Here is a 12881-nt window from a genome sequence, read left to right on the forward strand (position 1 = left end):
GCGCGCAGCCCGCCGCCGGGTCAGCACAACCATCCCCTGTCGGCCATCCCCCCTCGGAGGCCCGCCCGGAAAAACAGCTGCCAGCAGGGGACGGTCAGCCCGCGGGCGCTGTTCCGGCGGTGCTGCCGACCTGGCGCAGCATGCCCTCCGGCGCCATCGAACCGAGCAGCCGCTCAAGCGCGACCTCGACCTCCTCGCGCCAGCTCACGGCGTTCTTGACCTCAAGCCGTAGCCGTGGCCAACGGTGGTGCGGCCGGACCGTCTTGAAACCGACGGCAAGCAGGTACTCGGCGGGCACAACGCACCGAGTTCCCTCGCCCCGCAGATCCCCAAAGGCCTCAACAGCGCGGAAGCCACGACGCACCACGTCCTTGGCTACCGACTGGATGAGGACACGTCCCAGGCCCTGCCCGACGAAGTCATCCAGGATCTTCGCAGTCATAAGAAGCACGGCATCCGGGCTGACGGGACTCGTCGGGAAGGCCACCGACCGGGGCACGTACGCCGGCGGTGCGAACATCACGAACCCGGCCGCGGCGCCGTCCACATAAATAATCTTCCCGCAGCTGCCCCACTCGAGGAGTGCCGAGGAGACCCACGCTTCCTTCTCCAGCTCGGTGCCTCCGGCCTCCTCCGCTCGGCTGCGGGCGACCGGGTCCAGCTCCCAGAAAACGCAGCGGCGGCAGCGCCGCGGCATGTCGTCAATATTGTCGAGAGTGATGTTGGCAATGCGACGGCTCATAGCACAACGTTCCAGGTGGCCAGAGTTCCAGCGTCAACGTCACCACTGACATCCCTCACGCAACCAGGTTAAGGCATCCAATGTGGATCTTTTTCGAAACGTGGCAGGAGGTGAGACGGACAACGTCACGGGCCAGCCGATCAGCCCCGCAGCTGCTCGTTCCCAGCCCGGCGGCATGACGCGGGGCGCGGATCGGACAGGTAGTCCCAGTGAGATCGGTGCACCCTGAACCGGGCGGAGCTCGGCCGATGATCCAGAAACCGACCGGCGCGGCGCGACATTAAATGATCATTTTGCGCAATCAACCGGCGATGTTCCACGTGAAACGCCCGGATTGAGGCTGCCCGCGGCAGGCGGCCCCAACCAGAACGCCGCGGCTGCGCGTGGCGTGGCTGTCCAGCTCGCGGAGCGAGCCGAAAAATCCACGACGGACTTTCGGTAGCCCCGGCGATCGGCCGGACAGCACGCGGCCGCTCATTCCACCGCGGATCCTGATTCCGCTTCCGAGGCCGTCATCACCGCGACGATCCGCTCCAGGTCCTCGATGCTCCCGAACTCCACAGTGATCTTTCCTTTGCCGCGGCCCATGTCAACCTTCACGCGGGTGTCGAAACGGTCGGACAGGCGGGCGGCGAACTTGCCCAGAACGGGGGGAACAACCCGGGGAGCACGGGGAACCGTCTTGCGCGGCCCCTCCTCGCCCAGCGCCACGATTTCCTCGACAGCCCGGACGGACAGGCCCTCGGCGACGATACGGGTGGCGAGGCGATCCTGCGAATCAGGATCCACCAGCGACAACAGAGCCCGAGCATGGCCCGCGGAAAGCACCCCGGCTGCCACCCGGCGCTGGACCGCCGGCGGCAGACCCAGCAACCGGATCATGTTGGTGACGTGGGATCGCGACCGGCCGAGTTTCCCGGCAAGCTCCTCGTGAGTGGCGCCGAAGTCACGCAGGAGCTGCTCGTATGCCGCCGCTTCCTCAAGGGGGTTGAGCTGTTGGCGGTGCAGGTTCTCCAGCAGCGCGTCCCGGAGCATGGCGTCGTCAGTGGTGTCCCGCACGATGGCGGGAATCTGGCTGAAGCCCGCGAGCCGGGATGCCCGCCATCGCCGTTCTCCCATGACCAGCTCGTAGCGCCCAGGCATGATCTCGCGGACGACTATGGGCTGGAGCAGACCGACTTCACGCAGGCTCGCGGCCAGCTCCTCGAGCGTCTCCTCATCAAAATGCGTCCGCGGTTGACGGGGATTCGGCGTGACCGAGTCGACCGCGATCTCCCGGAAGGTCGCGCCATGAACCGGCGTCGGCCCGGTCCTCAGCCCGAAACCGCTGTCGATGCCGATGTCGGCGCCGTCCATGGCGGTCGGGATCAGCGCTCCCAAGCCTCGCCCCAGTCCACCCCTGCGCACTGTCACAGTCCCACCCCATTCGGCTCGAAGCCTCGCTCGGCAAGCTCGCGCGCGGCGGCCAGGTAGGACAATGATCCCCGCGAGGCAGGGTCGTAAGTCAGGACCGACCGGCCGTAGCTCGGCGCCTCGGCGATCCGCACATTACGCGGGATGGTCGTGCCCAGTACACGGGGCCCGAAGTGCTCCTTGACCTCGTGGACGACCTGGTCCGCCAGCCGCGTCCGCGAGTCGTACATGGTCAGGATGATGGTGGACAGACGCAGATCCGGATTGAGGTGGGCCTGCACGAGTTCGACGTTGCGGAGGAGCTGTCCGAGACCCTCGAGCGCGTAGTACTCACACTGGATGGGGATCAGTAGTTCCTTGGCCGCCACCAGCGCGTTGACCGTGAGGAGCCCAAGGCTCGGGGGACAGTCCACGATGATGTAGTCGACATCCTGCTTAAGCCCGGCAATCGCCCGCCGCAGGCGAGTCTCCCTCGCCACCACCGAAACCAGTTCGATCTCGGCGCCAGCGAGGTCGATGGTGGCCGGAGCGCAGTACAGGCCCTCGGATTCGGCGGACTGCACCACGACCTCGTCAAGTGGCCGATCCCCGAGCAGAACCTCGTAAATGGATGGGACACCGGACCGGTGGTCAACGCCGAGAGCAGTCGACGCGTTTCCCTGGGGGTCCAGGTCGATACACAGGACCCGGCATCCGTGCATGGCCAGGGCGGCCGCGAGATTCACTGTCGTGGTGGTCTTCCCGACCCCGCCCTTCTGGTTGGCCACCGTAATGATGCGCCGTCGGGTAGGCCGCGGAAACGGCCGTCGTCGTTCCATGGTCAAGGCTTCCACTGCCGCCGCTGCCGCCGCTCCGATAGGGGTGGATGGATCATGAGAGTCCAACGGTGGAGCCGAGGACCGACGCGCGGTCCGTCCCGCACCCATGGACGTGTTGCTTCCCCGCGACGCTGTTTCACGTGGAACGTGAGTGTCCACGTGCACGCTGCGCTTCCCGTTCTCGCCGTGCTTCACGCGTTTTCCTACTTCCCTGCCGGCGCCCAGGCTCAGGTGTGCCGCAAACGGCGCGCAACACGGTGGCCGGCTCCGAAAGCCGCCCGACTCCGCACTTCACGACGTCCACCTCGCACCAGCCCTGGGCATCCAGCTCACCTCGCGCGACCGACAACTCCTCGACAACGCGCGAACCGCGCAGTGCAAGCATGACACCGCCCGGTCCCAGTATCGGCACGAGCATCGCGCCCAGCCGTCCCAGAGGCGCGAGAGCCCTTGCGACGGCAACATCAAACTCGTGGCCTTCCACGGTAGTGCCAATGTTGGGCGCGCGTCCCCGGACAACCGTGACCCGCCCCTCAAGTCCGAGCCTCGCCACCGCTTCGTGCAGAAAGACGCACCGGCGCTGCATCGGCTCAAGAAGCGTCACCCTGATGTCCGGACGGGCGAGCGCGAGGGGAATCCCGGGTAGGCCGGCGCCGCTCCCCACGTCCACCACGGTGCTTGCTGGTCCGACCGCCTCCTCGACCACGGCGCTGTTCAACAGGTGACGATCCCAGATCCGATCGGTCTCACGAGGACCGATCAGTCCGCGTTCGACGCCGGCCGAGACAAGGATGTCGGCATACACACAGGCGAGGTCAAAAGCGTCTCCGAAGACGTCACGAGCAACGGCCGGCGGGCCGGGCACAGGCACCATGCGACCAGCATCCTCGCTGCCCGGATCGGGAAGCCTCGCGGAAGGCCGGAACGGCTGGTGCGGGAAGCGCGGCCAACGCACCGCAGGGTCTGTTCACCGGCTTGTCCAGCGATAGCGGGACTCGGGGGCCGGCCGGTAGTACCGTAACGCCGCGTCCGGCTGGTGAGGTGCTGGCCGGTGAGGTGCTCACGGTAGCGCCTGGCCGTGACACGGGAGATACCGACGACGTCAGCGACCTCCACCACGACCGGTTCGAGCGGGAGGCGGACGGTGAAGACCGCTCCGCGGTCGTTGGTGACATCAATCCGGCCACCGTACCTGGCCACAACCTGCTGGAGCAGGGCGAGCCCGAGGCCGCGGCCGTGGAGCGCGCCGCCGGCCTTGGTCGACCAGCCACGCGCGAACGCCGCCGCCGTCCAGGCCGGGTCCAGGCCGGGAGCGCTGTTTGAGATCGTCATTCCGGCTCACCGCGCCCAGGTGCCCCTGGCCGCGTTGTCGGCCACACCGAGACAACTCATCCGGTATCGCTTCGGCCTTCCGCCTTGCCAGGGGCCGCCTGGCCGCGGCTCACTGATCGAAAGCCCGATCTCACACACGCTCTCAGCGCAACGCCAGGAGCGGACGCGACACACCGCCTGTCTGCCATGTTCGGCGGATCACGGCGGACAGGCGGACAGGAACGCAGTCAGCCCGCGGGGAGAATGACCACCCGGCGCTGGGGGTCTTCCCCTTCGGACTCACTGGCCACACCGTCCAGCGTCGCGATGAGGTCATGAACGACCTTGCGCTCGAACGGCGTCATCGGCTTCAGCTTCTCCGGCTGGCCGCCGGCCCGCACCCGCGCGGCGACCGCTGTGGCGAGCTCTCGCAGTTCGGCACGGCGCCGGGCACGGTGACCACCGACATCCAACATGAGCCGGCTGCGAACGCCGGTCTTCTGGAGCACCGCGAGCCGGGTGAGCTCCTGCAACGCCTCCAGTGTCTCCCCCCGGGCACCCACCAGGAGCTCCAGGCCCTCCCCTACGACGGCGACGACAGCCCGCTCCCCCTCCACGTCGAGGTCGAGGTCACCGTCCATGTCCACGATGTCGAGCAGAGCTTCCAGATAGTCCGCCGCGATCTCGCCCTCCTGCTCCAGATCGGCGATACGCTGCCGACCGTTCACCGGCGTCTCAGCGGCCGGGGCCGGGGCCGGAACCGGGTCACCGCCCTCGGTAGCCCCAGCGCTGTCGGCGGTCAGCTCGGGTGCCGAACCAGTCATCAGAACAGCTCCTTCGAGGGTAGACGTCTGTTGCCGGAGGTCCGGCGGGCGGGAATCCGATGGCCGCGGGAGCCGGTCAACGCCGCCCCCCGGGCCGCCCGCCCTTCCCGCGCCGCTTGGCGGGACGGGAACCGCCGGGGGGACGCCGTGCGCCAGCCGCCACCCCGGGTGCACCCGCCGAATGGGTCTTGGCCTCGCCGTCCGGCACCGTCCGGTTGTCCTGGACGGAACCGTTCTCGGCCGCTGGCGACACCCTGCCAGCCGGGTTGCCAGCCACCGTGGAAGGCCGCCCGTTGCTTCCGGGCGAACGGGTGCCGGGCGGAGCCTTGCCGGTGGACTTGTTCGTGCCCTTGGTCAGGGATGCCGCGGGCGAGGGATCGGCGGACGAATCCGTGGCTGACGCGTCCGCGGTGGGCTTGGGACGGTTCTTGGCCTTCGCCGTGGGACGGGCACCGGGCGCCGGGCGTGCTCCGGGCGCGGGCCGCGCCGGCGGCTCGAGCGTCTTGCCCTTGGCATTGCCGGTCTCCACCCGGGTGCCGGGCACGCGCCCGTTCGCCGTCTGCGGCAGCAGCGGCGGCATCTTCTTGATGACAAAGAACTGCTGGCCCATGCTCCACAGGTTGGTGGTGAGCCAGTAGAGCAGGACAGCGATCGGGAAGCGGAAGCCGAACACCGCCAGCATCACCGGCGAGCCGTAAAGCAGCACCTTCTGGACCATCGCCTGTTGCGGGTCAACGGACCCGGCCCGCGCCATGATCTGTTTCTGGGTCAGGAACGTGGTCGCGCCCATGAGCAGGATCAGGACGACCGCAAAAATCTTGACGTTCGTCCCGTTGGCCTGGACGAAGTCGAGAAAGCTCGATGACGAGGTGAACGAGGTCGACAGTGAGACACCGAGCAGCTTGGCCTCGGCGATCTGCTGTACCTGATGGGCGGACAGCCCCACCCGGGGCGCCCACTCCAGCACGCCGCCCGGCCGCATCACCGGCTGAAGATGGCTGAACACATGGAACAACGAGATGAACAGCGGGATCTGCAACACGATCGGCAGACAGCCGAGCAGTGGGTTGCCATGCTCCTTCTGCAAGGCCATGATCTCAGCGTTCATCCGCTGCTTGTCATGCCCGTGCTTCTCCCGGATTTCCTTGATCTTGGGCTGCATCAGCTGCATCGTCCGCTGCGACTTCACCTGCCGGACGAACAGAGGAAAGATCAGGATACGGACACAGACCACCAGCAGGACAACGGAGAACGACCACGCGAAGAAGCTGTCCTGACCGAAGATCGGCCCGAAGCCACCGTGGAAGAAGACGATCGCGTGTGCCGCGAGATGGTAGAGGGGATCCAACACTGGCCTGTCTCCTTAGACCCTCGTGCCACGGCTGGCCCTCGTGCCAGGGTGGGACGCGGTCGGCTTGTGCGGGTGCTTGGGGGCGTGACCCGAGCCCGGGTCGCGCGTCGGGACCACATTGCGCGTCGGGACCGGGTCATAGCCGCCAGCGGACATCGGCTGGCACCGCAGCAGCCGGTAGGCGGTCAACAGACCGCCTCGGACCCCCCCGTAACGGCGCACTGCCTCAAGTCCGTAAGCGCTACAGGACGGCTCGAAGCGGCAGACGCCTGTAGTGCGCCCAGAACAGGCCGTCCGATAGATCCTGATCATAGTAAGCAGCAGCCAGGCGAGTGGGCTGCGTACCGTACCGTCAGAACCACGAGACACCCGCGGCGCGATCGTGGCCGCGATGTGGGTCGCCGCGGCCAGGTCAGCCGCCGTGAGCAGGCCGAGCACGAGAAGACCGCAGGTGCCCGTAGTCATCGACGGTGCCGGTCGACAGCTGCGGCGGGCCTGTCCCGCTGCCCGGTTGCGCTACCGGAGCGACCGCGGGACGCTCGCTCGCGCAACGCCCGGTCAAGGGCACGACCGAGCTCAGCCGAGGATGCGGTGGCGCTGTCCGGTAAAGCACGCACGATCACCAACGTCCCTGGCGGTACCTGATCCAATCGGGCGCGCATCTGCTCGCGGAGCCTCCGGCGAACCCGGTTGCGAACGACAGCGTTACCCACCTTGCGGCCCACGGCAAAACCCACCCGTGGGGGAGAAAGAGCGGCCGGTGCATTCACGTTATCCACAGGGTGATGGCTGCCAGCCTTGTTGTCCACAGCCAGGCTGTGGACAACAAGCGGACCGCTGCGGATCCGGTGCCCACCGCGACCGACCTGAGCATGCTCGGCCCTGGTTCGGACACGATTCCGAACGGGCAGCATGACGCGGGAAGGATCGCGACGCGGTGAATCTCAGGCGGACAACTCGCTACGGCCCTTGCGGCGACGGGCCGAGAGCACCGCGCGACCGGCACGGGTCCGCATCCGGAGCCGGAACCCATGCGTCTTGGCACGCCGACGGTTGTTCGGCTGGAAGGTGCGCTTGCTCACAGAAGACTCCGGACGACAGACGGGCAAAGGACAACAAGGACGGTAGCGGCGGCACGGGACACACCGAACAGCCCATGGTCGCCACAACCTGACGCCTGACACTATCAAGCCTCGCGTCACTGGGGCGGGAAGGGCGGTGACAACCGCTGTCCGAGGCACCGGAGGGGCGCCACACCGGGTGGAGTGTCATGGTCGTACACAGCTGTGGACGACCATGTGGAGAACTATCCCCTCGGCGGGCGCATCCATCAGGTGCCCGACCGCCCGACCGTCCGGAGGAGCCTCGCTCGTGACCGACCTCAGCGCCGGCCCATTCGCCGGCATGGCAGGCCCGGTGCCCGCCGGCGAACCAGATCTGTCCGCGGTATGGGGACAGGCTGTCGCCGGCGTGGCGGACGGTACCCTGTCAGGGCAGCAGCGGGCATGGCTGCGGCTGACCCGTCCACTCGGTTTGGTTCAGGACACAGCGCTGCTCGCCGCGCCGAACGAGTTCACCAAGGACCTGCTCGACTCCCGCCTCCGACCGTTTCTGTCCACAGCTTTGTCCACAGCCTATGGACGAGAAATCCGCGTCGCCGTCACGGTTGAGCACCTGCCCGACCCGGAGCCGATGACCGGGCCGATCATGCTGCCGGAGCCGGTGGTCACGGCCCCTCCCGCCGCCCGGATCACGCCGGGCCTCGGCCGCGACCCAGCACCCAGAGCGTACGAACCGGCCCGGCTGAACCCCCGGTATGTGTTCGAGACGTTCGTTATCGGTGACAGCAACCGGTTCCCGCACGCGGCCGCGGTGGCCGTCGCCGAAGCGCCGGCAAAAGCGTACAACCCGCTGTTTATTTATGGTGACTCGGGGCTCGGTAAGACCCACCTGCTTCACGCGATCGGCCACTACACCCTGAAGCTCTACCCAGAGTCCCGAGTGAAGTACGTGAGCTCGGAGGAGTTCACCAACGACTTCATCAACTCCATCCGGGACGACCGCCAGCAGGCCTTCCAGCGCCGCTACCGCGACGTCGACGTGCTGCTCGTCGACGACATCCAGTTCCTGGAAAACAAGGAACGGACGCAGGAGGAGTTCTTCCACACCTTCAACGTCCTGCACGACACCGAGAAACAGATCGTCATCTCCTCCGACCGCTCCCCCAAGCAGCTGTCCGCGCTGGAGGACCGGCTGCGCAGCCGGTTCGAGTGGGGTCTGATCACCGACGTCACCCCACCGGACCTGGAGACCCGGATCGCGATCCTGTCGAAGAAGGCCGCGACCGAGCGGCTGCCCGTCCCTGGTGACGTGCTGGAGTACATCGCCACGCATATCGAGCGCAACATCCGTGAGCTGGAGGGCGCGCTGATCCGGGTCGCGGCGTTCGCGAGCCTGAACAAGTCCCATGTCGACCGGACCCTGGCCGAGATCGTGCTGCGTGATCTCATCCCGGACGCGACCGACCCGGAGATCACCGCTGCGGCAATCATGAACGCGACCGCGACGTACTTCGGTGTGTCCATGGAAGACCTGTGTGGCACCTCCCGCAGCCGGGTCCTGGTCACCGCCCGACAGATCGCGATGTACCTGTGCCGGGAACTGACCGACCTGTCGCTGCCGAAAATCGGTCAGCACTTCGGTGGCCGCGACCACACCACGGTGATGCACGCGGACCGAAAGATCCGCGGGCTCATGGCCGAACGCCGTGCCATCTACAACCAGGTCACCGAATTGACGAACCGGATCCGGGCACAGACACGACAGGCATGAGCCGGGCGGATCCGGGGTAGAGAGCGGCCGAAGACGGTCGCGTCGGCCTCGGTGTACCGGTGGAGCCTTGTGCACAGCTTGTGGAAAACCCTGTGGAATATGGGGAGCGGGGGCCGGGATCAGGCGTGTCTGATCCCGGCCCCCGCCGCGTGTCCGCAAACTGCTGCGAAGCCCCGACGTAAGCGCTGCGTAGTGGGGACAGGCTGTGCAGAAACTGTGCACAAACAGTGGACAAACTCTGTACAGCGGGGGCACAGCTGGGGACAACCGGACCGGCGGTGGAAAACCACCGGCACTGCGCACAGCGTTACCCACAGCATCCGCACCGCTCAATCAGCCCCCTGAGCTGCGGATCGGCCTGGTTATCCCCAGTATCCACCGCCCCTACTATTACGACGGACTAGATCATTTCTCAGAAAACACAATCCAGAACCAGTGGGGCCTGGGGATAACGCGATAAAGATCGTTGATCAGTCACTTTCCGTCTTCGACGCGCTCTCCAGCCTCGGAGCGGCCCCGACCCGCCATGCCAGCCCCGCGACGCACCCGGCGCGGACGCCTGCGATGCTGGAACGCCTCAGTGCACGCGAACAGCACCATCCAGAAGGGCGAATCATGAAGTTCCGGGTTGAACGGGACGACTTCACCGATGCCGTGGCGTGGGCGGCGCGCACGTTGCCGACCCGTGCGACCTCCCAGCTTCAGGTCCTTGCCGGTCTTATGCTGGACGCGACCGGTCCAGCATTGAAGATCGCCGCTTTCGACTACGAAGTGGCCGCTCAGTGCGGGACAGCGGCGGCGATCGCCGAGGAGGGCCGGGCGTTGGTATCCGGTAAGCTCCTCGCGGAGATCACCAAAGCTCTTCCATCCGCGCCGATCGAATTGGCAACCGACGGTGCCCGAGTGGTACTTACCTGTGGTAGCGCACGTTTCACCCTGCCGACCATGTCAGTCGAGGACTACCCGACGTTGCCGCCGATGCCGGCGGTGACCGGTCACATCGAGGGGACCGCTTTCGCCGGAGCTGTCTCCCAGGTCGCGGTGGCCGCGGGTAAGGACGACACCTTGCCGGTGCTCACCGGTGTCCGTCTCGAGATCAATGGCGAGACTCTCACGCTGGCCGCTACGGACCGTTATCGGCTTGCCGTCCGGAGAATGAAGTGGCGACCTACGTCCGAAACGGTCGAGGGCATTGCGATGGTGCCGGCGCGTACGCTCAGCGACACGGCAAAATCGTTGTCAGGGTCGGGAGCGGAGGTCGCGATCGCGCTCGGATCGGGTCCGTCCGGGGAGGCTCTCGCCGGTTTCGCCGGTGGTGACAAGCAGACCACAACCCGTCTGGTGGACGGATCGTTCCCGGCCTACCAGCGGCTGCTGCCGGACAGCTCGCCGTTGACCGCGCAGATCGAGATCTCCCCGTTCGCCGAGGCCGTGAAACGTGTCGCGCTGGTCGCCGCGCGTACCGCTCCGGTCCAGCTGGGTTTCACCGCCGATCATCTGGTTCTTGAAGCCGGCGCTGGTGGTGAGGCGCAGGCCCGGGAGAGCCTGTCGATCGGCTATGACGGACCAGACCTGTCGATCGCTTTCAACCCGGCGTACCTGCTTGACGGTCTGAACGCGGTGGAGTCCGACGTCGTCCACATCGGTTTCGCGAGCGCTGACGACGCGGAGGAAGCCGCCAAGAAGCCCGCGATCCTCACCGGCAAGGCACCTGATGACGGCGAGGTTCCCGACTACCGGTATCTGCTCATGCCGATCAGGCTGTCCGGGTGACGTGCATCTCACGCACCTGTCGCTGATGGACTTCAGGTCCTATCCCGCGCTGGATCTGTTGCTCGCGCCCGGGGTGACCACGTTCGTCGGCTCCAACGGGCAGGGCAAGACCAACCTGTTGGAAGCCGTTGGCTATCTGGCGACGCTCGGTAGTCATCGAGTGGCCTCAGACGCGCCGTTGGTTCGCCAGGGCGCGGCGAGCGCGGCCGTGCGCGCGCGGATAGTGCGGGGTGACCGGGCCGCGCTGGTGGAGCTTGAGATCATTCCGGGCCGGGCGAACCGGGCAAGGCTCAACCGGGTTCCGCTTGGCCGCCCCCGTGACCTCCTGGGGCTGCTGGTCATGGTGCTCTTCGCCCCGGAGGATCTTGCGCTGGTCCGAGGTGACCCGGTCGAGCGCCGGCGTTTCCTCGATGATCTGCTGGTGGCCCGGACACCGCGGCTGGCCGGTGTGCTCGCCGACTACGACAGGGTGCTGCGCCAGCGGTCGACGTTGCTGCGGACGGCCGCGGCGGCCCGGCGCGGCGGCCGGACAAGCGATCTACGTACCTTGGACGTCTGGGACGCGCAGCTTGCCCGGTACGGGTCCGAACTGCTGGCGGCGCGTGGCGCGCTGGTCGAGGCGTTGCGGCCCAGGGTGGAAAACGCCTACTCGGCGGTGGCCTCGTCCCCCGCGCCGACTCGGAGCCTGGCCTCGATCTCGGCTGCCGGGGAGGTGACGCTGACCAGGCTTGAGTACCATTCGACGGTTCTCGCCGGGCTTCCCGACCAGGCTCTGATCGGCCGTGCCCACAGCGCCTCCATCCCGGGCGAGCCCATTGCCGGCACGCCCGGGGGCGACCGGGCCGTGCTGGAGGAGGCGATGCTCGCCGAGCTCGCCCGGCTCAGGCCGAAGGAGATCGAACGCGGGGTGACCCTGGTCGGCCCGCATCGCGACGAACTGTTGCTGTTCATCAACGGCCGGCCAGCACGGGGATACGCGAGCCACGGTGAGTCGTGGTCGCTCGCGCTCGCGCTCAAACTGGCATCATTCGAACTGTTGCGGGATGATCAACGCGAACCAGTACTGTTGCTGGACGATGTATTCGCCGAGCTCGACACGCACCGTCGGGCCCGGCTGGCGGAGCTCGTCATGCCAGCCGAGCAGGTCCTGGTGACAGCAGCGGTCGACGCGGACGTACCGGTGACGCTTGCCGGAGCGCGTTTCGAAGTCGTGGACGGGCGGGTGGACCATGTCGCCGGATGAGAACTGCACCGATAGCGAGTGGGCGGCCGCTCATGCCCCCCTGCGCGGCACGGACCTGGCCCGTCTTGTTCTCGCCCAGGCCAAGGAGGATGCCCGTGCTCGGGCGTCCGGTCGACGTCCTGGGCTGAGTGCGCCCGGCAGGCGTAACGCCGAGCGGACGGATGGCGGCGATCGGTCCGGGCGGGAGCCGCGACGCCGTCCGCACCTGCCCGGAATGGCCGCGCCCGGACGGGAGTGGGCCGAACCGGTCGCTTTCGGCGTTGCGGTACAGCGGATGCTCGCGGACCGCGGCTGGGAGGTCCGGGCGACCGACGCCACGGTCCTGGCTCGCTGGGACACGCTGGTCGGCCCGAATATCTCATCGCGCTGCTACCCGGTTTCGCTGTGTGATGGCGAGCTGGAACTGGCGGCGGAGTCAACGGCTTGGGCCACGCAGCTGCGGCTGCTGTCCCGGCAGCTGCTGGTCACTTTGCACAAGGAACTTGGGCCGGGCGTGGTGCGCCGGATCGTGGTCCGGGGCCCGACCGCGCCCAGCTGGCGGCACGGCCCTCTGCAGGCCTCCGGCGGGCGTGGT

General features: G+C 67.4%; 14 protein-coding genes. 4 read left to right on the forward strand and 10 right to left on the reverse strand.

The window, feature by feature from the left end:
* Positions 1–94: 94 nt before the first annotated feature.
* The 10 genes from MJ783_RS00855 to rpmH all read right to left on the reverse strand — a co-directional run bounded on the left by MJ783_RS00855 (position 95) and on the right by rpmH (position 7541).
* Positions 95–742 carry a GNAT family N-acetyltransferase gene (locus MJ783_RS00855; RefSeq protein ID WP_239307956.1) on the reverse strand — a complete coding sequence of 216 codons (648 nt, stop codon included), beginning with the start codon at positions 740–742 and terminating at the stop codon, positions 95–97.
* Between the two features lie 474 nt (positions 743–1216).
* Complete coding sequence (locus MJ783_RS00860; protein WP_239307957.1) at positions 1217–2155, reverse strand: ParB/RepB/Spo0J family partition protein; 939 nt, start codon at positions 2153–2155, stop codon at positions 1217–1219.
* Positions 2152–3081 (reverse strand): ParA family protein, encoded by a 930-nt coding sequence (locus MJ783_RS00865; RefSeq protein ID WP_305039269.1) that lies wholly within the window; start codon positions 3079–3081, stop codon positions 2152–2154. Before MJ783_RS00865 ends, MJ783_RS00860 begins: the two co-directional genes overlap by 4 nt.
* Positions 3082–3109: 28 nt before the next feature.
* Entirely contained in the window at positions 3110–3847 is a 738-nt protein-coding gene (rsmG, locus tag MJ783_RS00870; RefSeq protein ID WP_239307959.1) for a 16S rRNA (guanine(527)-N(7))-methyltransferase RsmG, read from the reverse strand.
* On the reverse strand, positions 3733–4305 hold the full coding sequence (locus MJ783_RS23470; RefSeq protein WP_370651389.1) for an ATP-binding protein: 573 nt from the start codon (positions 4303–4305) through the stop codon (positions 3733–3735). The genes rsmG and MJ783_RS23470 overlap by 115 nt, the downstream gene beginning before the upstream one ends.
* 227 nt (positions 4306–4532) lie before the next feature.
* Positions 4533–5108, reverse strand: a complete 576-nt coding sequence (locus MJ783_RS00880) for a R3H domain-containing nucleic acid-binding protein (protein ID WP_239307961.1) — start codon at positions 5106–5108, stop codon at positions 4533–4535.
* A gap of 76 nt (positions 5109–5184) precedes the next feature.
* Positions 5185–6459, reverse strand: coding sequence for a membrane protein insertase YidC (gene yidC, locus MJ783_RS00885; RefSeq protein ID WP_239307962.1), 1275 nt, complete (start codon positions 6457–6459; stop codon positions 5185–5187).
* 12 nt (positions 6460–6471) lie between these two features.
* Positions 6472–6924 (reverse strand): membrane protein insertion efficiency factor YidD, encoded by a 453-nt coding sequence (yidD, locus tag MJ783_RS00890; protein WP_239307963.1) that lies wholly within the window; start codon positions 6922–6924, stop codon positions 6472–6474.
* Positions 6921–7373 (reverse strand): ribonuclease P protein component, encoded by a 453-nt coding sequence (rnpA, locus tag MJ783_RS00895; protein ID WP_239307964.1) that lies wholly within the window; start codon positions 7371–7373, stop codon positions 6921–6923. The genes yidD and rnpA overlap by 4 nt, the downstream gene beginning before the upstream one ends.
* Before the next feature lie 30 nt (positions 7374–7403).
* The gene (gene rpmH, locus MJ783_RS00900; RefSeq protein WP_013871596.1) at positions 7404–7541 is read right to left on the reverse strand and encodes a 50S ribosomal protein L34; all 138 of its coding nucleotides are present in this window, start codon (positions 7539–7541) and stop codon (positions 7404–7406) included.
* Between the two features lie 289 nt (positions 7542–7830).
* Here rpmH and dnaA point away from each other — a divergent pair, with 289 nt between their 5' ends.
* The 4 genes from dnaA to MJ783_RS00920 form a co-directional block, all read left to right on the forward strand.
* Positions 7831–9291: a chromosomal replication initiator protein DnaA gene (gene dnaA, locus MJ783_RS00905; protein ID WP_239307965.1), complete on the forward strand. Its 1461-nt coding sequence runs from the start codon at positions 7831–7833 to the stop codon at positions 9289–9291.
* 615 nt (positions 9292–9906) lie between these two features.
* Entirely contained in the window at positions 9907–11064 is a 1158-nt protein-coding gene (gene dnaN / locus MJ783_RS00910; RefSeq protein WP_239307966.1) for a DNA polymerase III subunit beta, read from the forward strand.
* A gap of 1 nt (position 11065) precedes the next feature.
* Positions 11066–12307 (forward strand): DNA replication/repair protein RecF, encoded by a 1242-nt coding sequence (gene recF, locus MJ783_RS00915; RefSeq protein WP_239307967.1) that lies wholly within the window; start codon positions 11066–11068, stop codon positions 12305–12307.
* Positions 12294–12881: DUF721 domain-containing protein (locus MJ783_RS00920; RefSeq protein ID WP_239307968.1), on the forward strand; the 588-nt coding region annotated here is incomplete at its 3' end. The genes recF and MJ783_RS00920, both read left to right, overlap by 14 nt.

The sequence above is a fragment of the Protofrankia sp. Cj3 genome (assembly GCF_917627355.1).
In the GTDB taxonomy this organism is placed as follows: domain Bacteria; phylum Actinomycetota; class Actinomycetes; order Frankiales; family Frankiaceae; genus Protofrankia.

Bases quoted from the DNA above. Each gene is read 5' to 3' on its own strand.
- MJ783_RS00855 (WP_239307956.1), bottom strand. From the start codon at position 742: ATGAGCCGTCGCATTGCCAACATCACTCTCGACAATATTGACGACATG.
- MJ783_RS00865 (WP_305039269.1), bottom strand. From the start codon at position 3,081: ATGGGTGCGGGACGGACCGCGCGTCGGTCCTCGGCTCCACCGTTGGAC.
- rsmG (WP_239307959.1), bottom strand. From the start codon at position 3,847: ATGGTGCCTGTGCCCGGCCCGCCGGCCGTTGCTCGTGACGTCTTCGGA.
- MJ783_RS23470 (WP_370651389.1), bottom strand. From the start codon at position 4,305: ATGACGATCTCAAACAGCGCTCCCGGCCTGGACCCGGCCTGGACGGCG.
- MJ783_RS00880 (WP_239307961.1), bottom strand. From the start codon at position 5,108: ATGACTGGTTCGGCACCCGAGCTGACCGCCGACAGCGCTGGGGCTACC.
- yidD (WP_239307963.1), bottom strand. From the start codon at position 6,924: ATGACTACGGGCACCTGCGGTCTTCTCGTGCTCGGCCTGCTCACGGCG.
- rnpA (WP_239307964.1), bottom strand. From the start codon at position 7,373: ATGCTGCCCGTTCGGAATCGTGTCCGAACCAGGGCCGAGCATGCTCAG.
- dnaN (WP_239307966.1), top strand. From the start codon at position 9,907: ATGAAGTTCCGGGTTGAACGGGACGACTTCACCGATGCCGTGGCGTGG.